The 22,942-nt window shown below is 72.7% G+C and carries 19 protein-coding genes; 13 read left to right on the top strand and 6 right to left on the bottom strand.

The features are described 5' to 3' along the window. Window positions 1-316: 316 nt before the first annotated feature. Window positions 317-1,915 (top strand): alkaline phosphatase D family protein, encoded by a 1,599-nt coding sequence (locus tag V7S47_RS25280; RefSeq protein WP_336564196.1) that lies wholly within the window; start codon window positions 317-319, stop codon window positions 1,913-1,915. Here V7S47_RS25280 and V7S47_RS25275 read toward each other — a convergent pair. Next, complete coding sequence (locus V7S47_RS25275) at window positions 1,864-2,406, bottom strand: TIGR03086 family metal-binding protein (RefSeq protein ID WP_336564195.1); 543 nt, start codon at window positions 2,404-2,406, stop codon at window positions 1,864-1,866. The genes V7S47_RS25280 and V7S47_RS25275 overlap by 52 nt on opposite strands. A 50-nt stretch (window positions 2,407-2,456) precedes the next feature. On the opposite strand from V7S47_RS25275, the gene V7S47_RS25270 reads away from it, so the two are divergent. Further along, window positions 2,457-3,281, top strand: a complete 825-nt coding sequence (locus V7S47_RS25270) for an AraC family transcriptional regulator (RefSeq protein WP_336564194.1) — start codon at window positions 2,457-2,459, stop codon at window positions 3,279-3,281. On the opposite strand, the gene V7S47_RS25265 is transcribed toward V7S47_RS25270, so the two are convergent. Then, window positions 3,244-3,837: a nucleoside/nucleotide kinase family protein gene (locus V7S47_RS25265; protein ID WP_336564193.1), complete on the bottom strand. Its 594-nt coding sequence runs from the start codon at window positions 3,835-3,837 to the stop codon at window positions 3,244-3,246. The genes V7S47_RS25270 and V7S47_RS25265 overlap by 38 nt on opposite strands. 55 nt (window positions 3,838-3,892) lie before the next feature. On the opposite strand from V7S47_RS25265, the gene hflX reads away from it, so the two are divergent. The 10 genes from hflX to V7S47_RS25215 all read left to right on the top strand — a co-directional run bounded on the left by hflX (window position 3,893) and on the right by V7S47_RS25215 (window position 16,440). Beyond that, on the top strand, window positions 3,893-5,377 hold the full coding sequence (gene hflX / locus V7S47_RS25260) for a GTPase HflX (RefSeq protein WP_336564192.1): 1,485 nt from the start codon (window positions 3,893-3,895) through the stop codon (window positions 5,375-5,377). 71 nt (window positions 5,378-5,448) lie between these two features. Continuing rightward, a complete protein-coding gene (locus V7S47_RS25255; RefSeq protein ID WP_336564191.1) occupies window positions 5,449-6,147 on the top strand; it encodes an SGNH/GDSL hydrolase family protein in 699 nt (232 codons plus the stop codon). 20 nt (window positions 6,148-6,167) lie between these two features. Then, entirely contained in the window at window positions 6,168-7,370 is a 1,203-nt protein-coding gene (locus tag V7S47_RS25250) for an ROK family transcriptional regulator (protein ID WP_090860289.1), read from the top strand. 141 nt (window positions 7,371-7,511) lie between these two features. Then, window positions 7,512-9,026, top strand: a complete 1,515-nt coding sequence (locus V7S47_RS25245) for a sugar ABC transporter ATP-binding protein (RefSeq protein WP_336564190.1) — start codon at window positions 7,512-7,514, stop codon at window positions 9,024-9,026. Next, window positions 9,023-10,054, top strand: a complete 1,032-nt coding sequence (locus V7S47_RS25240; RefSeq protein ID WP_090860290.1) for an ABC transporter permease — start codon at window positions 9,023-9,025, stop codon at window positions 10,052-10,054. Before V7S47_RS25245 ends, V7S47_RS25240 begins: the two co-directional genes overlap by 4 nt. Window positions 10,055-10,108: 54 nt before the next feature. Continuing rightward, window positions 10,109-11,164, top strand: a complete 1,056-nt coding sequence (locus V7S47_RS25235) for a substrate-binding domain-containing protein (protein WP_336564189.1) — start codon at window positions 10,109-10,111, stop codon at window positions 11,162-11,164. A gap of 72 nt (window positions 11,165-11,236) precedes the next feature. Beyond that, window positions 11,237-12,382, top strand: coding sequence for a Gfo/Idh/MocA family protein (locus V7S47_RS25230; protein ID WP_336564187.1), 1,146 nt, complete (start codon window positions 11,237-11,239; stop codon window positions 12,380-12,382). Next, window positions 12,379-13,386, top strand: coding sequence for a sugar phosphate isomerase/epimerase family protein (locus V7S47_RS25225; RefSeq protein WP_336564186.1), 1,008 nt, complete (start codon window positions 12,379-12,381; stop codon window positions 13,384-13,386). Before V7S47_RS25230 ends, V7S47_RS25225 begins: the two co-directional genes overlap by 4 nt. 40 nt (window positions 13,387-13,426) lie before the next feature. Continuing rightward, the gene (locus V7S47_RS25220; RefSeq protein WP_336564185.1) at window positions 13,427-14,380 is read left to right on the top strand and encodes a sugar phosphate isomerase/epimerase family protein; all 954 of its coding nucleotides are present in this window, start codon (window positions 13,427-13,429) and stop codon (window positions 14,378-14,380) included. Window positions 14,381-14,457: 77 nt separating this feature from the next. Continuing rightward, window positions 14,458-16,440 carry an ATP-dependent DNA helicase gene (locus V7S47_RS25215; protein WP_336564184.1) on the top strand — a complete coding sequence of 661 codons (1,983 nt, stop codon included), beginning with the start codon at window positions 14,458-14,460 and terminating at the stop codon, window positions 16,438-16,440. Between the two features lie 194 nt (window positions 16,441-16,634). Here the strand turns inward: V7S47_RS25215 and V7S47_RS25210 are convergent, their stop codons facing one another. The 4 genes from V7S47_RS25210 to lexA form a co-directional block, all read right to left on the bottom strand. Further along, a complete protein-coding gene (locus V7S47_RS25210) occupies window positions 16,635-17,927 on the bottom strand; it encodes an alkaline phosphatase family protein (protein ID WP_336564183.1) in 1,293 nt (430 codons plus the stop codon). Then, entirely contained in the window at window positions 17,927-19,639 is a 1,713-nt protein-coding gene (locus V7S47_RS25205) for an alkaline phosphatase D family protein (protein ID WP_336564182.1), read from the bottom strand. The genes V7S47_RS25210 and V7S47_RS25205 overlap by 1 nt, the downstream gene beginning before the upstream one ends. 76 nt (window positions 19,640-19,715) lie before the next feature. Further along, window positions 19,716-21,299 (bottom strand): MXAN_6640 family putative metalloprotease, encoded by a 1,584-nt coding sequence (locus tag V7S47_RS25200; RefSeq protein WP_336564181.1) that lies wholly within the window; start codon window positions 21,297-21,299, stop codon window positions 19,716-19,718. A gap of 59 nt (window positions 21,300-21,358) precedes the next feature. Further along, window positions 21,359-22,075, bottom strand: coding sequence for a transcriptional repressor LexA (lexA, locus tag V7S47_RS25195; RefSeq protein ID WP_336564180.1), 717 nt, complete (start codon window positions 22,073-22,075; stop codon window positions 21,359-21,361). A 276-nt stretch (window positions 22,076-22,351) separates the two neighbouring features. Between lexA and V7S47_RS25190 the strand changes: the two genes are divergently transcribed. Further along, on the top strand, window positions 22,352-22,699 hold the full coding sequence (locus V7S47_RS25190; protein ID WP_336564179.1) for a LysM peptidoglycan-binding domain-containing protein: 348 nt from the start codon (window positions 22,352-22,354) through the stop codon (window positions 22,697-22,699). Window positions 22,700-22,942 lie beyond the last annotated feature (243 nt).

The following is a 22,942-nucleotide window of genomic DNA, read 5'->3' as shown; positions in this document are numbered from 1 at the left end:
GAGGTGGGTTGCTGGCGCTCGCTACTCGACCAACGAGGTGGGTTGCTGGCGCTCGCTACTCGACCAACGAGGTGGGTTGCTGGCGCTCGCTACTCGACCAACGAGGTGGGTTGCTGGCGCTCGCTACTCGACCAACGAGGTGGGTTGCTGGCGCTCGCTACTCGACCAACGAGGTGGGTTGCTGGCGCTCGCTACTCGACCAACGAGGTGGGTAGCCGGGGGCTCGCGAGAGGGACCGACGAGTGGCCGGGTCCTGTTGGGCGACCCGTCACCTGCCGGTGGGTCGGCCGTCAGGTGACGCCGCTGGGCTGACCCCATGGTCCAGCTCGGACGACGGACGACCCTCCTCGCGGGGATCGGGATCGGCGCCGCTCCGGCCCTCGTGGCCGGCCGGTGGGGCCGCGGGGCCCCGGCGCAGGTCCGCGACCGCATCGATCTCCCGACCGGGGCGCGCTCCGGGGAGGTGACCACCGACTCGGCGGTCGTGTGGGCGCGGGCGGGTGACGAGGGCCGGATGACGCTGCGGCTGCGCAGCAACGGCCGCACCCTGCGCTCGCTGCGCGGGCCGTGGACCGACGCGCGCACCGACCACACGGCGCGGCTGCACCTGACCGGGCTCGCGCCCGGGCGGCAGTACGACGCCGACGTCTGGTTCACCGCGCCGGACGGCACCCGGGGCCGCACCGAGCGGATCGGGTTCCGCACCGCGCCGATCCACCCCGCGGCGACGTCGTTCGTCTGGTCCGGCGACACCTGCGGGCAGGGGTGGGGGATCAACCCCGACCTGGGCGGCCTGACGGCGTACTCGGCCATGCTGGCCACCCGTCCCGACTTCTTCCTGCACTCCGGCGACACGATCTACGGCGACGAGCCGATGGAGGAGCGGGTCGTCGAGGACGACGGGCAGGTCTGGCGCAACGAGATGACGGACGCCGTCGCGCACGTCTCCGAGACGCTGGAGGACTTCCGCGGCCGGCACCGCTACGCGCTCGCCGACGCCCATGTCCGGGCGCTGTACGCCGAGGTGCCGACCGTCGCCCAGTGGGACGACCACGAGACGCTGAACAACTGGTACCCGGGCGAGCTGCACGACGACGAGCGCTACACCGAGCGCCGCTGCGACGTGCTCGCCCGGCGAGGCCGGCGGGCCTGGCAGGAGTACCAGCCGGTACCGGTCCGTCGGCTGGTCCACGGCGGCGGGGACGGGTTCGCCGCGACCCGGATCTACCGGCGGGTGCCGCGCGGCGCGCACCTCGACCTGTTCTGCCTCGACATGCGCAGCCACCGAGGGGCCAACGACGTGGCCGGCGTCGCGGGGGAGGCGGGCATCCTCGGGCCGGCCCAGGAGCGCTGGCTGATCGACGAGGTGACCCGGTCCACCGCCACCTGGAAGGTGATCTCGGCCGACCTGCCGCTCTCGCTGCGCTCCAACCACGCCGACGACCTGGACAGCGTGGGCAACGGCGACCCGGGTGCTCCCGCCGGCCGCGAGGAGGAGATCGCGCGGGTGCTGGCGGCGTTCAAGGCCGCCGGGGTGCGCAACGTCGTCTGGCTGACCGCCGACGTGCACTACACCGCGGCGCACCACTACCGACCGGAGCGGGCCACGGCCTTCACCGACTTCGACCCGTTCTGGGAGTTCGTCTCCGGGCCGATCGCCGCGGAGACGTTCCCGGTCAAGGAGCCGGATGCCACCTTCGGGGCCGAGGTGGTCTTCGCGAAGGGCAACGACTCCGGCCGCCGGCAGTCACCACGGGCCGGCAACCAGTTCTTCGGCCACGTGGCGATCGCCGCCGACGGCCTGCTGACCGTCACCCTGCACGACGGGTCGGGCGCCGCGCTGTGGTCGACCGACCTGGAGCCTCAGCCGGTCGACGTCGCGTCGCGCCCCATCGTCCCCAGCAGCCGGACCTGACGCGACGCGTCCTCCGGCACGGGTACGGCGGCCGCGCACACCCCGTCGGCGTACAGGTGCTCGCCGAAGCCGGGCAGCGCCGCCTCGATCAGGTCCAGCTCGGGCTCGGTGAAGGTCGTGTCGCCGCCCAGCCCGCGGGCCAGGTCCCAGCGGTGCACGACCAGGTCGAAGCCGTAGAACGAGGCCAGGGTCGCGGCGACCGTCGTACGGCCGAAGACGGAGTCGTACTCGCGCGCCAGCAGCTCGGGCGTGGCCGCGGCACGGACCGCGTCGAGGTGCGCGGCCCAGACGGTCGCGGGCTCGCCGTCGGGCCGCGGGCCCAGACCCGCCTCGTGCCGCTCGAAGAACTCGCGCTCGGTGTCGACGACGTGGTCGAGCACGTCCCGGGCGCTCCAGCCGGCGCAGGGGCTGGGCGCCGACCAGTCGCCGCCCGCGGCGACGACGTCGCTGAAGGGGCCGGCGTGGGTCAGGAAGTCGTCGAGGGGAGTCATGCCCCCAGCCTGGGCCACCGGTGTCGGCGGCTCTTGCAAGAATCCGACACATGCCCGACCGGATCGACCCGAGCGAACGGGCCCACCTGCGCGACGAGACCGGCTACACGCCGCCGATCTTCCGGTTCTCGCCGAGTCCCGACCTGGCCGACGTGGTCCGCCGCTACTGGCTGCCGGTGTGGTCCCTGCGGGACGGGCGGGTGAGCGAGCAGCGGGTCCTGCAGTACCCCGTCTGCCTGCTGGTCGTCGCCCACGACTACGCGCTGCTGGTCGGGCCGCAGCGGGGGATGTCCGTGCAGGCGCTGACGGGAGACGGCTGGGCGGTCGGCACGATGCTGCAGCCCGCGGCCGGCCGCGCCCTCGCCGGCGGGAGCGTGGACCGGCTGACCGACTCCGCCGTCCCGCTGGCTGAGGCGCGCGGCCTCGACGGCGCGGGGCTGGCGGCGGCGGTCCGCGCCGTCGTCGGTGACGACCCGCGTGAGGACGGCGCCCAGCGGGCCGCGGTCGCCGCCGTGGAGCGCGCGCTGCGCGACCTGCTCCCGGTCGACGAGGAGGGACTGCTGGTCAACGCGGTCGTCGAGCACGTCGAGGGCGACCCGCGGGTGCAGCGGGTCGGCCAGGTGTGCGAGAAGTTCGCGCTCTCCGAGCGGTCCCTCCAGCGCCTGACCCGCAGCCGCCTCGGCCTGAGCCCGAAGTGGCTGGTCCAGCGCCGCCGCCTCCACGAGGCCGCCGAGCGGCTGGCCGCCGGGAGGGACGTCGACCTGGCCCGGGTGGCCGCCGAGCTCGGCTACAGCGACCAGGCCCACTTCTCCCGCGACTTCCGGACGGCGACCGGTCTCACGCCGGGTCGGTTCGCGGCGGAGCCCAGGTCGTGAGGTCGACGACGACGTCGGCCCGCGTGGCGGCCGCGTCGACCAGCCGGGCGTTCGGCTCGTCGACCCGCTCGACCCAGGCAGCGGCCGCCTCCGGCGACTTCCCGAACCGCACGTGCCGAGCGACCAGCCGCTCCCGGCGTACGACGTCGTCGACGTGCAGGTGCCAGACCACCTCGACCTCGGCGCGCACCGCCCGCCAGCGCGGCTCGTCGAGCAGCAGGTAGTTGCCCTCGGTCACGACCGTCCCGTCCGCCGGGACGGCGATCGCGCCGGCCAGCGGCTGCTCCAGGCCGCGCTCGAACATCGGCGCGACGACGCCGGGCTCGCCGGCGCGGACCCGGTGCAGCAGGGCGGCGTACCCCTCGGCGTCGAAGGTCTCCGGCGCGCCCTTGCGCTCGCGCAGGCCCCGGCGTACGAGCTCGACGTCGGCGTAGTGGAAGCCGTCCATCGGCACCACCGGCAGGCCCAACGCCGCGGCCAAGGTGGACTTGCCGACGCCCGGCGAGCCGGTCAGGCCGAGCAGGCGGAGGTCGGTCGGCAGCGGCGGCAGTCTCACGGGGAAGAGTTAACCCGTCGCGCGCGTTGAAGCAGAGACCTACTCTGGAAGGCGTATGACGAACGCATCTGACTTCACCCTCGCCCCCGAACTCGCCGAGACCTCCGACTGGGAGGACGACGCCGAGTCCGGCTACGACGAGCCCGACCTGAGCCTGCCCGACCCCGAGGAAGAGCCCACGGTGGGCGCGATGGAGCTCGCCGAGCGCCACCAGCTCCGTCGGGTCGCGAGCCTGCGCACCGAGCTCGAGGACATCACCGAGGTCGAGTACCGCCAGCTGCGGCTGGAGAAGGTCGTCCTGGTCGGTGTCTGGACGCAGGGCACCACCGAGGACGCCGAGAACTCGATGGCCGAGCTCGCGCTGCTGGCCGAGACAGCCGGCTCCGAGGTGCTCGAGGCGATCTACCAGCGCCGCCAGACCCCCGACCCCGCGACGTACGTCGGCCGCGGCAAGGTCGAGGGCATCGCCGAGATCGTGCGGGCCACCGGCGCCGACACGGTGATCTGCGACGGCGAGCTCGCGCCGAGCCAGCTGCGCAACCTCGAGGACAAGCTGAAGGTCAAGGTCGTCGACCGGACCGCGCTGATCCTCGACATCTTCGCCCAGCACGCCCGCTCCGGCGAGGCCCAGGCGCAGACGGAGCTGGCCCAGCTCAACTACATGAAGCAGCGGCTGCGCGGCTGGGGCGGCAACCTGTCGCGCCAGGCCGGTGGCCGGGTCGCCGGCGGTGCCGGTATCGGCAGCCGTGGTCCCGGTGAGACCAAGATCGAGAACGACCGCCGCCGGATCAACACCAAGATCGCCAAGCTGCGCCGGGACCTGAAGGAGATGAAGGGCACCCGCGACACCAAGCGGCAGGAGCGGCAGCGCCACCAGATCCCCGCCGTCGCGATCGCCGGCTACACCAACGCCGGCAAGTCCTCGCTGCTCAACCGGCTCACCGGTGCCGGCGTCCTGGTCGAGGACGCCCTCTTCGCCACGCTCGACCCCACCACCCGTCGTACGACGACCGCCGACGGCCGGGTCTACACCATGAGCGACACCGTCGGGTTCGTCCGGCACCTGCCCCACCAGCTCGTGGAGGCGTTCCGGTCGACGCTGGAGGAGGTCGCCGACGCCGACCTGATCCTGCACGTGGTCGACGGCTCCCACCCCGACCCGGAGGGCCAGATCGCGGCCGTCCGCGAGGTGTTCGCCGAGATCGAGGCGACCGGCGTCCCCGAGATCATCGTGGTCAACAAGGCCGACGCGGCCGACCCGCTGGTCCTGGCCCGGCTGCGCCAGCGCGAGCCGCACTGCATCGTGGTCTCCGCCAAGACCGGCGAGGGCATCGCCGAGGCGATCGCGCTGGTCGAGTCCGAGCTGCCCCGGCCGTCGATCGAGTTCGACGCGCTGGTGCCCTACGCCCGCGGCGACCTGGTCAACAAGATCCACCAGCAGGGCGAGATCGGCTCCCTCGAGCACACCGCCGACGGCACCCGGGTCACCGGACGGGCCAGCGAGGCGCTCGCGGGAGAGCTCGCGGACTACCTCGTCTGAACTTTGGTCTAGTCCCTCGTTAGTTCCAACGGGTCATGTGCCCCTGGGGGTCGTGGCCCCAGACTGGTGCCGTGGTCCTCCGGGGGGTCGCGGGCTCGGCCCGCGCGCGCGTGACGCTGTTCGCCGTCGTGGTGCTGCTGGCGACCGTGTCGGCCGGCTGGGTGACGGCTCGTGCCGGGGCCGACGAGAGCCGCTGTGACCGGTTCGCCGCCGAGTCGCTCGCCCGCGCCGCGCAGGTGACCGGGTCCGGCGCCGACGTGCTGGTCGTCGGCGACTCCTACTCCGCCGGCCTGGGCCTCGACGACGCGGTCGACTCCTGGCCCAGCCGGCTGCCGGGCCGCGTGCACGTGGCCGGGTTCTCCGGCTCCGGGTTCAGTCGCGCGGCCAGCCCTTGCGAGGGCGTGGCCTTCGCGGCCCGGGCCCGGGAGGCGGTCCGCGACGTCCGCACCGGCCCGGTCGTGGTCGAGGGCGGTCTCAACGACTGGGACCAGAGCCCGGCCGCGATCACCGCGGGCTTCCAGCGGCTGGTCCGCGTGGTCGGTGACCGCCAGCTCGTCGTGGTCGGCCCGGCCCTGGCCCCGTCCCGCGCCGGTCGGGTGCCGGCGATCGACGCGCTCCTGGCCCGCCTGAGCGACCAGTACGGCGCGACGTACGTCGCCATGACCGGCCTCGACCTGCCCTACCTCGAGGACCGGCTGCACCTGACCGCCGACGGACACCGCCAGTTCGGCGACCACGTCGCCGAGCAGATCGGCGCGCTGGTCCAGTAGCGGCGTGCGAGTATCGACCCGTGCGACATTCGTTGGCGGGTCGGGCGGAGAGCGCCATCCAGGCCCGGTTGCTCACGCGGCTGCGTGACGAGGGGCCGCTGTCGAAGGCCCAGCTCGCGGACCGCCTGCAGGTCTCGCGGACCACGGTGGCGGCCGAGGTGGGTCGGCTGCTCGAGCTCGGCCTGGCCCAGGAGGCGGGGCCGGCGGCCTCGCGCGGCGGGCGGCGCTCGACGATGGTCGACCTGGCCGAGGACATCCGCTTCGTCGGGATCGCCATCGGCGCCACCGGCATGACCGTGGGCGTGACCGACGGCCGGCTGGCGACCCTGGCCACGCGCCAGCTGGGCTGTGACATCCGGCAGGGCCCCGAGGAGGTCCTGGGGATCGCCCTGGCGGGGGTGCGCGAGGTCCTCGACGAGCTGGGGGTGGAGCAGCCCGCGGGCGCGGGGATCGGCGTACCCGGTCCGGTCGACTTCGACCGGGGCATGTCGGTGACGCCGCCGATCATGCCGGGCTGGGACGGCTACCCGGTCCGCGACGCGGTCTCGCGCGAGCTCGGCTGCCCGGTGCTGCTCGACAACGACGTCAACCTGCTGGCCATCGGCGAGCAGCACAGCGGGGTGGCCCGCCGGGCGAGGGACTTCCTGTTCGTGAAGATCGGCACCGGCATCGGCTGCGGCATCGTCATCGACGGCGAGCTCTACCGCGGCGTCGACGGCTGCGCGGGGGACATCGGCCACATCCGGGTCTCCGACGAGGGTCCGACCTGCGCGTGCGGCAACATCGGCTGTCTCGAGGCGTACGCCGGCGGCGCGGCCCTGGCCCGCGACGCGACCGTGGCCGCCCGGGCCGGTGAGTCGCCCTTCCTGGCCGAGGTGCTGGAGGCCAACGGCGTGCTGACCGCGGCCGACGTGGGGCTGGCCGTGCAGCGGGGCGACGCCTCGGCCGTGCAGCTGATCCGCGGCGGCGGCAGCCGGGTCGGCCAAGTGCTCGCCACCCTGGTGTCGTTCTTCAACCCCGGCATGATCGTCATCGGCGGCGGGGTGACCGGTCTGGGGCACCCGTTCCTCGCCGAGATTCGGGGCGTGACGTACGGCCGTTCGCTCTCCCTGGCCACCGGGAGCCTGCCCATCGTGCTCAGCGAGATGGGCGACGAGGGCGGCGTGGTCGGCGCGGCCCGGCTCATCAGCGACTCCGTCTACGCCCCGGAGTCTGTGAACTGACTTTGTCCAGACAGTTGCGAAAGTTTGCACTCAAGTTTCATTACTTTCGCTGAAATGCTTGCAAGTTTGGTCCTCGCCGTCCTACCTTGACGCCACGAGTGACAGCCGTCACTCGTTCGGCCCGAGGTGGACGAGGTGCGCATGACCGATCGACCGCTGCTCCGGATGAGCGGCATCGTCAAGGAGTTCCCGGGCGTCCGGGCTCTCGGCGGGGTCGACCTCGACGTACGGGCGGGCGAGGTGCACTGCCTGCTCGGCCAGAACGGCGCCGGCAAGTCGACCCTGATCAAGGTGCTGGCCGGGGCCCACCAGCCCGACGAGGGCACCATCGTCTGGGACGGCGAGGAGATCAGCCTCGGCTCCCCGATGGCGGCGATCAAGGCCGGCATCGCGACGATCTACCAGGAGCTCGACCTGGTCCCGCATCTCAGCGTCGCGGAGAACGTGTTCCTGGGCCACGAGCTCTCCCGTGGCGGCCTGACGCAGCGGCAGCGCACCAACAGCATCGTCCGCGACCTGCTCGCCCGCCTGGGGCACGCCGAGATCTCGCCGAACCGCCTGGTCGGTGACCTCTCGCCGGCCGGCCAGCAGGTCGTCAGCATGGCCCGGGCGCTCTCGCACGACACCCGGCTCCTGGTGCTCGACGAGCCGTCCGCGGTCCTCGACCAGGGCGAGGTCGACAACCTCTTCCGAGTGATCCGCGGCCTCACCGCCGAGGGCGTCGCCATCGTCTACATCTCCCACCGCCTCGAGGAGATCCGCGCCATCGGCGACCGGATCACCGTGCTGAAGGACGGCGTCACCGTCGCCACCGGGCTGCCGGTCGAGGAGACGCCCACCAGCCGGCTGATCCAGCTGATGACCGGCCGCTCGATCGAGTACGTCTTCCCCGAGCGCTCCGCGGAGCAGCGCGACCGGGGCGCCCCGGTGCTCGAGGTGCGCGGGCTGGCCCACGCCGGCGTCTTCCGCGACGTCGACCTCACCGTCCACGCCGGCGAGATCGTCGGGCTCGCGGGCCTGGTCGGCGCCGGACGCTCCGAGATCCTCGAGACCGTGTACGGCGCCCGCCGCTCCTCGGCCGGCACGGTCGCCGTGGACGGCAAGCCGCTGCGCCGGGGCTCGGTGGACCGCGCGGTCCGGGCCGGGATCGGGCTCGCACCCGAGGAGCGCAAGAGCCAGGGCCTGCTGCTCGACGAGGCCGTCTTCAAGAACGTGACCGTCTCGTCGATGTCGCGCTTCGCCCGGTTCGGGTTCCTGGACCGTGGCGCGGAGCAGCGCGAGGCCGAGGCACTGACCACCAGCCTCGACGTACGTCCGACCGGGGTCACCCGGGCGGTCCGCACGCTGTCGGGCGGCAACCAGCAGAAGATCGTGCTCGCCCGCTGGCTGATGCGCGAGTGCCGGGTCCTGCTCCTCGACGAGCCCACCCGCGGCGTCGACGTCGGGGCCCGCTCGGAGATCTACCAGCTCGTCCGGTCCCTGGCCGATCGCGGCGTCGCCGTCGTGGTCGTCTCCAGCGAGATCGAGGAGGTGCTCGGCCTGGCGGACCGGGTGCTCGTCGTCCGGGAGGGCGCCGTCGTCCACGAGTCCGCCGCTACTGCGATCGACGAGGCCACGGTCCTCGATCTCGTCATGGAAGGAAAGGTTCCGGCATGAGCCAGGACAGCGTGCGCGTCGAGAAGGCCGCACTCCACACCGCGACTCCCCAGAGCTCGCTGGCCGCGGTGATGGGCAGCGGGGTCGGGCGCAACCTGGGCCTGGTCGTCGCCCTGATCGTGCTGTGCGTGGTCGGCGTCGCGACCGCGGGCGACAACTTCGCGAGCGTCGACAACCTCCTGACGATCCTGCGCCTGGCCTCGGTCATCGGCGTCGTCAGCATCGGCATGACCTTCGTCATCACCGCGGGCCACATCGACCTCTCGGTCGGCGCGATCGCGGCCCTGGCCAGCGTCTGGTGCACCACCCTCGCCACCCAGACCATGGCCGAGGACATCCACTGGATCGTCATGGTCGGCACGGCGCTCCTCGTCGGCGTCGCGTGTGGGCTCGTGAACGGCCTGCTGGTCGCCTACGGCGGCATCGTGTCGTTCATCGCCACCCTGGCCATGCTGGCGTCGGCCCGCGGACTCGCCGAGATCATCGCCGACCGGCGTACCCAGATCGTCAAGGTCGACGGCTTCGCCGACTTCTTCCGCGCGGACCTCATCGGCATTCCGATGCTGGTGTGGATGTTCGCGCTGGTCTCCGTGATCGGCTGGGTGCTGCTCAACCGCACGACGTTCGGGCGTCGCACCGTCGCGGTCGGCGGCAACCCCGAGGCCGCTCGTCTGGCCGGCATCAACGTCCGCCGGCACACGGTGATGATCTTCGGCCTGGTGGGCCTGTGCTGCGGCATCGCCGCCGTCATGATCACGGCCCGGACCACCACCGGGTCGTCGACCCACGGCACGCTCTGGGAGCTGGACGCGATCGCCGCGGTGGTCATCGGCGGCACGCTGCTGAGCGGTGGCCGCGGGACGATCGTCGGCACCGTGCTCGGCGTGCTGATCTTCACCACGCTCTCGAACGTCTTCGTCCAGAACGACCTCTCGAGCTCGGCCCAGGCTGTCGCGAAGGGCCTGATCATCGTCGTCGCCGTGCTGCTCCAGCAGCGCCTCGCCGGCCGTTCTTCCCACACCACCTAGGGCGGCGTGGCACCCGCCCACGCCGTCCAGCACCACACAACCCGAGGAGAAACCATGTCCGCACGTCCCCTTCCGCGTCGCCGGGGCCCGCTCGTCGGCGTCGCCGTCGCGGCGGTCGCCTGCCTGGTGCTCAGCGCCTGCACCAGCAACGAGCCGGAGGACTCCGGTGACAACGAGACCACCGCCAGCACGGTGAGCTCGAACGACGACACCGGCGACACGGTCACCATCGGCTTCTCGGGTCCGGCGGCCGACCACGGATGGCTCGCCGCCATCAACAGCAGCGCCCAGGAGGCCGCTGAGAAGTACGACGACATCGAGCTGAAGTTCGCCGAGGGCACCAACGACCCCAGCGCGCAGATCGCCCAGGTCGAGACCTTCATCAACGACGGCGTCGACGCGATCGTGCTCCTCCCGACCGATGGTGCCGCGCTCACCGAGACCGCCATCCAGGCCATGGAGGCCGGCATCCCGGTGATCAACGTCGACCGCGAGTTCTCCTCGCCGTTCGCCGCCCGCACCACCGTGCTCGGCGACAACTACGGCATGGGCGTCTCGGCCGGCACCTACGCCTGCGGCCTGATCGAGGAGAACGACATCTCCGACCCGGTCATCGCCGAGATCGCCGGCATCGACGCGCTGCCGCTGACCCAGGACCGCTCGCAGGGCTTCGCGGACGCGCTGGAGGCGTGCGACCAGGAGGTCGACCGTCGCGTCGCCGCCGAGTTCACCGTCGAGTCCGGCGAGGAGGTCGCGGCGAACCTGCTGCAGGCCGAGGACAAGATCGACATCATCTGGAACCACGACGACGACCAGGGCGTGGGCGTGAAGGCGGCCTTCGACGCCGCCGAGCGCGACGAGTTCGCCTTCATCGGCGGCGCCGGCTCCTGCAACGCGATGGACTGGATCGAGGCCGGCGAGATGGAGGCCACGGTCATCTACCCGCCGACCCAGGCCGCCGACGGCATCAAGCTGGCGCGACTGATCGCCCAGGGCAAGGGGCTCTCCGACCTGGTCCAGGTCGAGGTGCCGAAGCGGGTCGTGCTGAACGCACCGGTGGTCTCGGCCGACAACGTGGCCGAGTACCGGGACCTCTGCTTCGACTCCTGACCGTCGCCCACGAATGGCGTGCCCGCCCCTCTCTCCCGGGGCGGGCACGCCCCCCATCCGGGAGGATCCCTGATGACCGACCCCGCTCGACCCCTGCGCGTCGCCATGATCGGGCACGCCTTCATGGGCGCCGCCCACTCGCAGGCCTGGCGCAGCGCGCCCCGATTCTTCGACCTGCCGCTCGACCCGGTGATGACGGTCGCCGTCGGGCGCGACGCTGCTCGCGCGGCTGACGCCGCCGACCGGCTCGGCTGGGCCCAGAGCTCCTCCGACTGGCGGGCCGTCGTGGCCCGCGACGACATCGACGTGGTCGACGTCTGCACGCCGGGGGACACCCACGCGGAGATCGCGATCGCCGCGCTCGCCGCCGGCAAGCACGTGCTGTGCGAGAAGCCGCTGGCCAACTCGGTGACCGAGGCCGAGGAGATGGCCGCGGCCGCCGCCTCCGCCGCGGAGCGCGGGGTGCGGGCGATGGTCGGCTTCACCTACCGGCGGGTGCCGGCGATCGCGCTGGCCCGCCGGCTCGTCGAGCAGGGTCGGATCGGGGAGATCCGGCACGTGCGGGCGTCGTACCTCCAGGACTGGATCTCCGACCCCGACGCCCCGCTGACCTGGCGCCTCGACAAGGAGAAGGCCGGCTCCGGCGCGCTCGGCGACATCGGCGCCCACATCATCGACCTGACCCAGCACATCACCGGCGACCGGATCCTCGAGGTGTCCGCGCAGCTGGAGACGTTCGTCAAGGAGCGGCCCACGGCCGACGGCGACCGCGGCGCGGTCACCGTCGACGACGCCGCGGTGTTCATCGGCCGCTTCACCGGCGGCGCGCTCGGCATCTTCGAGGCCACCCGGTTCGCGACCGGCCGCAAGAACTCCATCCGGATCGAGCTCAACGGCTCGGCGGGCTCGCTGGCCTTCGACTTCGAGGACATGAACGTCCTGGAGCTGTACGACGCCTCCGAGCCGGCCGAGACCGCGGGCTTCCGCCGGATCCTGGTCACCGAGCCCGAGCACCCGTACGTCGAGGCCTGGTGGCCGCCCGGCCACGGGCTCGGCTACGAGCACGGCTTCACCCACCAGGTCGTCGACCTGGTGAAGGCGATCGCCGCGGGCACCGACCCCGCTCCCACGTTCGCCGACGGCCTGCAGGTCCAGCGCGTGCTCGCCGCCGTCGAGTCCAGCTCCGACACCCGCACCTGGCAGGAGATCCCGACATGAGCCGCCCGATCACCCTGTTCACCGGCCAGTGGGCCGACCTGCCCTTCGAGGAGGTCGTGAAGCTGGCCGCCGGCTGGGGGTACGACGGCCTCGAGATCGCCTGCTGGGGTGACCATCTCGACCCGTGGCAGGCGGCCGAGGACGACGCCTACGTGCAGGGCAGGCTCGACCTGCTCGAGCAGCACGGGCTGCAGCTGTTCGCGATCTCCAACCACCTGAAGGGCCAGGCGGTCTGCGACGACCCGATCGACGCGCGCCACCAGGCGATCCTGCCGTCCCGGATCTGGGGCGACGGCGACCCCGAGGGCGTCCGCCAGCGGGCCGCGGAGGAGATGAAGATGACCGCCCGGGCCGCTCAGCGGCTCGGCGTGAAGACCGTCGTCGGCTTCACCGGCTCCTCGATCTGGAAGTACGTCGCGATGTTCCCGCCGGCCACCGAGGAGATGGTGGCCGCCGGCTACCGCGACTTCGCGGACCGCTGGAACCCGATCCTCGACGTCTTCGACGAGTGCGGCGTGCGCTTCGCCCACGAGGTGCACCCGTCCGAGATCGCCTACGACTACTGGACGACCAAGGCCGCCATGGAGGCGATCGGCCACCGCGAGGCGTTCGGCCTCAACTGGGACCCGTCGCACTTCGTCTGGCAGGACCTCGACCCGGTCGGGTTCCTCTGGGACTTCCAGGACCGGATCTACCACGTGGACTGCAAGGACGCGAAGAGGCAGACCGGCAACGGCCGCAACGGCCGGCTCGGCTCGCACCTGCCGTGGGCCGACCCGCGGCGCGGCTGGGACTTCGTCTCCACGGGCCACGGCGACGTGCCCTGGGAGCAGTGCTTCCGGATGCTCAACACGATCGGGTACGACGGCCCGATCTCCATCGAGTGGGAGGACGCCGGCATGGACCGGCTGCGCGGTGCGCCCGAGGCCCTCGAGTTCGTGCGCGGACTCGCCTTCGACGCCCCCACGGCCGCCTTCGACGCGGCGTTCGCCACCGACGACTGACTCACCTGCACCACCACTCTCTCGGGAAGGAACCACCGTCATGTGCTTCGGCTACGACGGCGAGGGCGCGCTGCGCCGCTCGCTGGAGGAGAAGGGCGCCAGTCGCCGCTCGCTGTTCAGGGGAGCGGCGCTCGGTGCCGCCGGGGTCGCCGCGGTCGGGTCGGGGCTCGCCTCGCCCGCCGCCGCGGGCGGCCGCCACGGGGACGGCCGCTCGCGCGGCGTGCCGCACGACAGGATCAGCATCCAGCTCTACACGCTGCGCGCCGCCCTGGGCGGGCAGGCGGGCTTCGACGTCGTGCTGCAGCGGCTCGCGCAGTACGGCTACACCCGCGTCGAGCTGGCCGGCTACTACGGGCGCACCGCCGCCCAGCTGCGCACCTTCCTGGACGGGCTCGGCATCCGGGCCACGTCCAGCCACGACGGCCTCAGCGCCGACCGGACCGCGCTGCGCACCAAGCTGGAGAACGCCGCGACCCTGGGCCAGCGCTACGTCGTGGTGCCCTACCTGGCCTCCAACAGCCTCGCCGAGTGGCAGGGCTGGGCCGACCGGATGAACGAGGAGGCGGCCCTCGCCAAGCGCTACGGCCTGCGCTACGGCTACCACAACCACGCCCACGAGTTCACGACCGACCTGGGCGGCGGGGTGACGCCGTGGGAGGTCCTGACCGAGCGGCTCGACCCGCGGCTGGTGCACCTGGAGGTCGACCTCTACTGGGCCTACACGGGTGGGGTGAACACCGGCGCGGCGGATCCGGACCGCTTCGCCATCGACGTCGTACGGCGGGCTCCGCAGGAGGTGCGCCAGTTCCACGTCAAGGACCGCGACGCCGCCACCGGGGACATGAGCGACCTCGGCACCGGCGTCGTGGACTTCGCCCGGATCCTGCGCCGGCACCGCGTCGAGGAGTACATCGTCGAGAACGACACCCCCGACGTCAGCCCGCTCACCAGCGCCGCTGTCGGTCGGCTCTACCTGGAGCACCTGCGGTTCTAGCCCAGTCCACCGGGGCTTCCCGCGGCGGCCTGGGGACAGCCGCCGCGGGCGTCGGTCCGGGCGTCTAGGGTTCACGGGTGCCCGAGACCCCCGCCGTGACGCAGGTGCTGACCGCCGCCGTCGAGGCGCTGGGCGGTCAGCAGCGCGACGGCCAGGTCGCGATGGCCGAGGCGGTCGCCGCGGCGATGGAGGACGAGCGCCACCTGCTCGTCCAGGCCGGCACCGGCACGGGCAAGTCGCTGGGCTACCTCGTGCCCAGCCTGCTGCACCGCGAGCGGGTCGTGGTGGCCACCGCGACGCTCGCGCTGCAGCACCAGCTGGTCGAGCGCGACCTGCCGCGGCTGGCCGAGGCGGTCAAGGGCACGCCGGGCGTCGACACGTCGTACGCCGTGCTGAAGGGCCGGTCCAACTACGCCTGCCTGCACCGGGTCCGCGAGGGCGTCCCGGACGACCAGGGGGCGCTGGTGCAGATGCCCGAGGGCTCGATGGGCGCCAAGATCCTGGAGCTGCGGGCCTGGGCGGAGAAGACGGCCGAGGACGGCGGCAGCGGCGAGCGCGACCACGCCCCGCGCCACACCGACCGCGAGTGGCGCCAGGTCAGCGTCAACCACCGCGAGTGCCTCGGTGCGGCCAAGTGCCCGTTCGGCCAGGAGTGCTTCGCCGAGCTGGCCAAGGAGAAGGCCCACCGCTCCCACCTCATCGTCACCAACCACTCGCTGCTGGCGATCGACGCGATCGAGGGGGTCCCGATGATCCCCGACTACGACGTCGTCGTCGTCGACGAGGCCCACGAGCTGACCGCCCGGGTCACCCAGGCCGCCACCGACGAGCTGTGGGCGGCCGAGGTGGAGCGCTCCGCGCGCCGCTCCCAGCGCTACGTCGACGGCTCCGAGGCCGACGACCTGGCCGACGCCGCGGACGCGCTCCGGGCGGCGATGGGCGAGGCCACGGCCGGCCGGTTCGAGGTGGTGCCCGAGGACCTCGCCGACGCGCTGGTGCTGGTGCGCGACGCTTCGCGGGCCTGCTTCTCGGCGTACCCGAAGCCCGACAAGGACGGCGACGCCGACGCCGGCCGGACCCAGGCGCGCGGCGCCGTGCAGGAGGTGTTCGCGACCGCCGAGCGGATGGCCGCCTTCTCCGACGCCGACGTGCTGTGGATGGGGGAGGGCACCGAGCGGATCCCGCCGCGGCTGTGCGTGGCGCCGCTGCAGGTCTGGGGCACGATGCGCGACAAGCTGCTGACCGACAAGACCGTCGTGATGACCTCGGCGACCCTGATGCTCGGCGGCGACTTCGGGGCGGTCGCGACCGGTGTCGGGCTGAAGCCGACCGAGCGGGTCCTGGAGGGTGCGCCCGCCGACGCCCACGCGTCCGGCACCGGCCTGCCCTGGCGGGGCATCGACGTCGGCTCACCGTTCGACTACGGCCAGCAGGCGATCCTCTACGTCGCCCGCCACCTGCCGCCCCCGGGTCGCGACGGGCTGGTGAAGGCCCAGCTCGACGAGATCGTCGAGCTGGTCGACGCCGCCGAGGGCCGCACCCTCGGGCTCTTCTCGTCGCGGCGGGCCGCCGAGACCGCGGCCGAGGCGGTCCGCGAGCGGCTGCCCCACCTGACCACCCTCGCCCAGGGCGACGCCCAGCTCCCCGAGCTGGCCAAGCAGTTCGTCGCCGACCCCCACACCTGCCTGTTCGGCACCCTGTCGCTGTGGCAGGGCCTCGACGTCCCGGGCGACACCTGCCAGCTGGTGCTCATCGACCGGATCCCGTTCCCGCGGCCCGACGACCCGCTGATGTCGGCGCGCCAGAAGGCCGCCGACAAGGCCGGCGGCAACGGCTTCATGCAGGTCGCCGCCACCCACGCCGCCCTGCTGATGGCCCAGGGCGCGGGCCGACTGATCCGCACCACCTCCGACCGCGGCGTTGTCGCGGTCCTCGACCCGCGACTGGCCACCGCCCGCTACGGCGGCTTCCTGCGCTCCAGCCTGCCGCCGATGTGGACCACCACCGACCCGGCCGTCGTCCGCAAGGCACTGGCCCGCCTGTCCGCCACCGCCCGCTGAGTCGTCGCGGGGCGAGGCCTGGACGGTGAGTGGTCCACCCGGCCGAGGGCCGTTCCGGTGGACAGCACACCGCCGCACCGCGTGTCCGGACAGTGCGCCCGGAGTGGCGGTGCTCGATGCACCGACCCGGGGGCTGATGATGTGGCCTCACCGCTCGACCGCCGGGGCCGGATCCGTCGGCCGGATGCCGACGCTCACAGCCGCGAGCGACCGTCCCAGCCACGCCGCGGCCGGCGCAGGCCGAAGAACCGGGCGACGGTCGGTGCGACGTCGACGGTCCGGGCGTGGGCCGACGAGGCCCGGCGTCGCGGGACCACCGGGTGCCCACCGGAGATGAAGAACGGGATCGCCCGGGTCGCCGGGTGGCCGTGGTTGCCGGGGATCGGGTTGCTGGTCGGGTCGGGGTCGCTGAAGCGCCAACCGGCCCGGCAGTAGACGACGACGTCGCCGGCCTCCGGGCCGAGCCGCAGACCCTTGGTACGACGGTCGTAGGACGCCAGCACGCCCGGGACGGCCGCCGCGTGCCGCCGGATCCGGGCCACCGCCTGGCTGCGCTGCGAGGCGGGACCGGTCCAGTAGACGAGGTCCGCGCCGCCGTTGTCGGCGATCACGAAGCGGCCGGCCAGGAACGGGTCGGCCGCCAGCACCGGCTGCAGGGAGATCAGGTTGCCCGGCGTCGACCAGTCCATCGAGTGATCGGCGAGCACGACCACCATCGAGCGCTCCCAGCGCCCGGTCTCCTTCAGCCGGTCCACGAACCGCCCCACCAGCCGGTCGGTGCCGACCAGCGCCGTACGACGCAGCACCTTCAGCGACCCGCCGGTCAGGTCGACGTGGCCGAACCGGTCGATGTCGCCGAGGTTGACGAACATCAGGTGCGGGTCGAGGTCGTCGAGCATGTCCAGGGCCGCGCGCATGGTGAACAGGTCGGGGGCGTGTCCCGAGACGGGGATGATCGGCGCCGGCTCCCAGCGGTACGTCGCCCGGCCGCCGAACACGCCGTACAGGTATTCCTTGCTGAGCACGGTCCCGGTCCGCAGCCCACGCCGGTTCAGCCGCTCGATGATCGTGTCGACCCGGATGTCGGAGGCCCGGTCGAGGTCGCGGACCGCCCTCTCACGCCGGTCGTAGACCGCGTTGGCGGGGACGCCGCTGCGGTCGGGCCGGACCCCGGTCATCATCATCACGTGGTTGGGGATGGTCTCCGCGATCGGCATCGAGGAGGCCCGCGGGAACCGCAGGCCGCCGTCCCGCAGCGCCCGCAGGTTCGGGGTCAGGCCGCTGTCGATCTCGTCGGGCCGGCAGCCGTCGATGACCAGCACGTAGGCCCGGCGACCGGTGCGCACCGCCGCCTCGGCGACCTCGGGCAGCCCCGCGACGGCGGAGAAGACCAGTCCGGCGCCACCCGCCTGCAGGAGGGTACGACGCCCCGTGCGGACCTCGGCCAGTCCGCGCTCGAAGGCACCCGGGGTGCCGTCCCGGCACATCAGCGACCCACCGGCCGGTCGACCGCCACGACCCGCCCGGTGCCGGCCCGGGTCTGGAAGGACCGGGCCCAGGTGACCGGCGTGCGGCGCGTGCTCCGGGAGCCGATGACGTACCAGTCCATCTGCGCCCGCTCCGGGGTCACGTCGAGGACGGAGAAGCCGTGGTCGTCGAAGTTGAGGTACTTCAGGTGCCGGTTGGCGGCCAGGATCGCCTGCTCGGCGGCCAGGTTGACCGGGCTGCGGCGCGGGGTGCCGAGCGCGTCCTTGAGATTGTTGGAGGTCACCGACGTGCAGACGAACTCGACGCCGGCCGACCCCGTGAGCGGGTACGTCGACGCGTCGTACGGCAGGTCGGCGGCCCAGGCGCCGTGGATGTCGCCGGTGATGAAGACGGTGTCGGTGACCTGGTGGTCGCGCAGGTGGCCGAAGATCTCGTTGCGGTCGGCGGTGTAGCCGTCCCACTGGTCGGTGTTGATGGTGACCCCGTCCTCGGGGAACAGGTCGAGGAAGGAGTTGAGCGGCGCGATCAGCTCGTCGGGGAGCCCGCCGAGGCCGAGCGGCGCGATCATCACGGGGTTGCCGACGATCTTCCACTGCGCCCGCTCGCGGCTCAGCGACGACTTCAGCCAGGCCAGCTGCCGGCCGCCCAGGATCGTGCGGTCGGGATCGCTGACGCCGGCGTCGACGGCCGGGGTCGAGACCTGCTCGCTGCGGTAGGTGCGCAGGTCGAGCATGCTCAGCTCGAGGAGCTGGCCGAAGCGCAGCCGGCGGAACAGCCGGTCGCCGTCGCCGAGCCGGGCGGTGCCGTCGAGGCGGACCGGCATCCACTCGTCGTACGCCCGGTGGGCCCGGGCGCGGCGCCGCCGGAAGTCGCCCTCGCCGTTCAGGCCCCCGCCGGGCGTGTGGTTCTCAGCACCGCCGCTCCACTGGTCGTTGGTGACCTCGTGGTCGTCCCAGGTGACGATCCACGGGTAGCGGGCGTGCAGGGCCTGGAGGTCCGGGTCGGTCTTGTACTGCGCGTGTCGTCGGCGGTAGTCGGCGAGGCTGACGACCTCCTTCGCGGGCACGTGCCGTCGTACGTCGGTGTCGTCGGCGCCGGCGCCGTACTGGCCGGGGGCGTACTCGTAGAAGTAGTCGCCCAGGTGCACGACCGCGTGCAGGTCGTCGCGGGCGGCGAGCCCGCGATAGGCCCCGAAGTAGCCGGCCTGCCAGTTGGCGCAGGACACGACCCCGAAGCGGACGTGGCCGGGCAGCGCGTCGTGGGCCGGGGCGGTGCGGAACCGGCCGAGACGGCTCCGGGCGCCGCGGTAGGTGAACCGGTAGTAGTACCAGCGGGCCGGCTCCAGCCCGGTGACGTCGACCTTGACCGTGTGGTCGCGGCTCGGACCGGTCGCGAACGCACCCCGTCGTACGACGCGCCGGAACCGGCGGTCGGTCGCCACCTCCCAGCCGACCCGGACCCGAGGGCCCCTGCCGGAGCCGGGCTGTGCGGCCGGGGTCGGCGTGACCCGGGTCCAGATCACCACCCGGTGCGGCAGCGGGTCACCGGAGGCGACGCCGTGCCGGAAGAAGCGGGCGCCGGGGCGCGCCGCCTCCGCGGTGGGCTCGCCGGCCACCAGCGAGGTCGCCGTGAGCGCGGTCCCCGCCGCGCCGGTGGCGAGCACGGTACGGCGGGGCAGCGGCAGGACGTGGTCAGGTCCGGAGGCGGTCACGGATCGTCCAACGACCCGTCAGCGTCCGCGTGACGCCCTGACCGCGGACGTCACGCGTTGTTCATCCGGCAGCCGCTCAGCGGGTGACGGCGCGCACCCGCACCCGCAGCCGCAGGCCGTCGTCGAGCGAACGGCCCTGGCAGGAGTAGACCGTGCCGCGGCCGCACGCGTAGCGGGTGCCGGCGTTGACGAGGGTGACGTCGACGTAGGCGATCCGGCCGTCGACGAAGGGGACGCTCAGGAGGCCGGCCCCGGAGGGCCGGAGGCGCACCAGGCGAGAGGAGATCTTGCCCGACTCCCGGCGCACCGTGACCACGGCGGCGGTCGGCCGGGTCCGGCGGGGGAGGTCGACCGCGATCCGCAGCCGGGTGCTCGCCCGGTTGGTCCGCTTGCCGGGCCGGTAGCGCACGGTGCCGCTGCTGAGGTGGTTCAGCTTCAGCGACGCGCGGCGGAGCTGGTTGCGGGCGACGCGCGCGGTGCCCTCGGGCCGGGTCACGGGGTAGCGGGCGCCCTCGCGGTAGCTGCGGGCCGGGTGCCGGTTGGCCGCCGAGAAGCGGGCGACCGTGGCCGTCATCGACCGACCACGCTCCTTCAGCACCGCTCGCACCGCCTGCAGCGAGTACGCCGGTCCGGCGGCCTTGGTCAGGATGTCCCGGACGATGGTCGGCATCCCGCCGCGCGAGCCCGGCTCCAGCTCGCTGAGGTAGCGGAAGAAGATCCAGCTGCCGTAGACGCGCAGGTCCTGGCCCTTGTCGATCGGGGTGCGCGGCTGCGACATCGGGCTGTTGCGGAGGTACTGGATGTTGTCGTTGACGGCGTCGTACACCTCGTCCTCGGCCCAGGTCGCCGTCGACTCGAGGAACCAGAGGTCGTCGGTGATGTCGTAGGCGAACTGGACGGCGTGGAAGTACTCGTGGGCCGTGGTGACCTGCAGGTTGTGGACCGGGGTGTTGGCCGGGAACTGCTTGCTGGCGAAGTCGTTGTCGAGCGAGCAGTAGGCCTGAGCGCTGCGCTGGGTGCTGGACGTCACGCCCTCGGGGACGCAGTAGCCGTAGAGGCCCTCGCGGCCGGTGTCGACGAGGTAGACGTCGAACTGGTTGGTCCCGCCACCGCGGGTCCGGTCGGAGACCGGCTTGCGGTAGCCGGCGGCGACGTAGGTGCCACTGACCTTCAGCAGCGTCGCGAAGACCCGGTCGACGTAGTCGGGCCGGCCGTTGGCGTCGGCGTCGGTCAGGTCCGGGGCGTCGGAGGTGGCGCGGGCCCAGTGCACGCAGAAGCCGCCCTGGCAGGCCTGGGTCGGGAGTGCGTTGGCGGCGTAGCCGAACCGGCCGCCGGCGTCGGTGTCCGGGGTGTCGGTCGGACGGGCCAGGATCCGATCGGCCTCCGCGCGGCGTGCGGCGGGGAGGGCCGAGCGTGTGCGGGCCAGCTCCAGCAGAGCCAGGCTCGCGTCCCGGCCGTCGACCTCACCGCTCACGATCTCGTCGGCCTGCTCGAGCACCTCGACGGCGCGGGCAGTGGCGTCGGCTGCCCCGGTCGGTTCGGTGATCGGCACGACGGCGGGGTCGTCAGCCGCGCGCGCAGCCCCGGGAGGGCTCAACAGGGCGGCGGCGACGGCGACGGCGCCGACGGTGGCGAGCAGCGAACGGTGACGAGCGCGCAACGAGATCTCCATCCAAGGGGAGGGCGGACGCGCCATCCTCGCACGCCCACCCACCCGGATCAGACTCGTCGCAGCACCGCCGTGACCTTGCCGAGGATCGTCGCGTGGGTGCCGTCGATCGGGTCGTAGGCCTCGTTGTGGGGCATCAGCCAGACCTGCCCGTCCTTGCGCTTGAAGGTCTTCACGGTGGCCTCGCCGTCGAGCAGGGCGGCGACGATGTCACCGTTCTCCGCGGTCTGCTCCTTGCGGATCACGACGTAGTCGCCGTCGCAGATGGCGGCGTCGACCATCGAGTCGCCGGCGACTTCCAGCAGGAAGAGCTCGCCCTCGCCGACCAGTTGGCGGGGGAGCGGGAACACCTCCTCGTAGCGCTCCTCGGCGAGGATCGGACCGCCGGCGGCGATCCGGCCGAGCAGGGGCACGTTGGCCGGGGTCGGGGCGGAGTCGCCGAGGCCGGTCTCGTCGTACGACGTCTCCTCGGCGCTGGAGAGCGTGCGGCGGGCGGCCATCACCTCGGGCAGGAAGACCTCCAGCGCCCGCGGTCGGTGCGGGTCACGCTTGAGGAAGCCCTTCTCCTCGAGGGACTTCAGCTGGTGAGCCACGCTCGAGGAGCTCGTGAGGCCGACGGCGTCGCCGATCTCGCGCATGCTCGGCGGGTAGCCGCGCTTCTCGATGCTGTCCTTGATGTGGGCGAGCACGCGCTGCTGACGCGGGGTCAGGCCCGTCGCGTCCGGCGGCCCGTCGGGCAGCTCGCTGACGTTCTTCTTGCTGGCCATGGTGACGCCTTTCGCCGGGATGCTCGTGGGCCACACCGTACCGATCCGACCGCCCCGCTTCAAACACGTGTTCGAACGGCGTGTCGGGCCGACCATGTTCGAACAAATGTTCGTCGAGCCCTTGATTTCGTTCGAACACCTGCTCTAGCCTCGTACACATGTTCGATCGAACGTCTGATCGACCAGCTGGCCCGCACCGGACTGTCGGTGGCCGCCGTTAGACATGCGGTTGTGGTCAGGCACCGAGGCTGACCGCCACTTCCCCAGGAGGTCCCAATGAGCACGATCCAGCTGAGCCCCGTCCGACTGAGCACCCTGTCGACGACCCGCGGGGAGCTCCGGCTCACCCGCCGCGGACGGCTCGTGGTGTTCCTGCTCGGCCTGGCGGTGGTGCTCGGGATCGGGCTGGTCCTGGCTGCTGGCTCGGTGGCCACGCCGGAGCCCGGCGCGGTCGAGTCGACGACCGTAGTCACGGTCGGCACGGGCGACACCCTCTGGGAGATCGCGGCCGACGCCTCCGAGGACGGTCAGGTCCGCTCGATGATCTCCCGCATCGAGCGTCTCAACGGTCTCGACTCCACGGTGCTCGTGGCCGGCCAGCAGCTCCGGGTCCCCACCGAGTAGCGCCACCACAGACTTCGTCAGCCGCCTCGACCCCGGCTGACGGGCCGGGGAAGACAGGGGCGGGGCCAGGTGGCCCCGCCCCTGCGGCGTTCCTGGTCTCGATACCCCCCGCGAGGAGGAGCGGTGTCGCGGGCTTTCGGTGGTCGAGTGGCCGTGACGGAGGAGTGGTGTCGCGGGCTTTCGGTGGTCGAGTGGCCGTGACGGAGGAGTGGTGTCGCGGGCTTTCGGTGGTCGAGTGGCCGT

The sequence above is a fragment of the Nocardioides sp. CCNWLW216 genome, from assembly GCF_037120545.1.
In the GTDB taxonomy this organism is placed as follows: Bacteria; Actinomycetota; Actinomycetes; order Propionibacteriales; family Nocardioidaceae; genus Nocardioides; species Nocardioides lianchengensis.
Note: the sequence above shows the minus strand (reverse complement) of the source record. Positions and strands in the feature narration are given on the sequence as shown.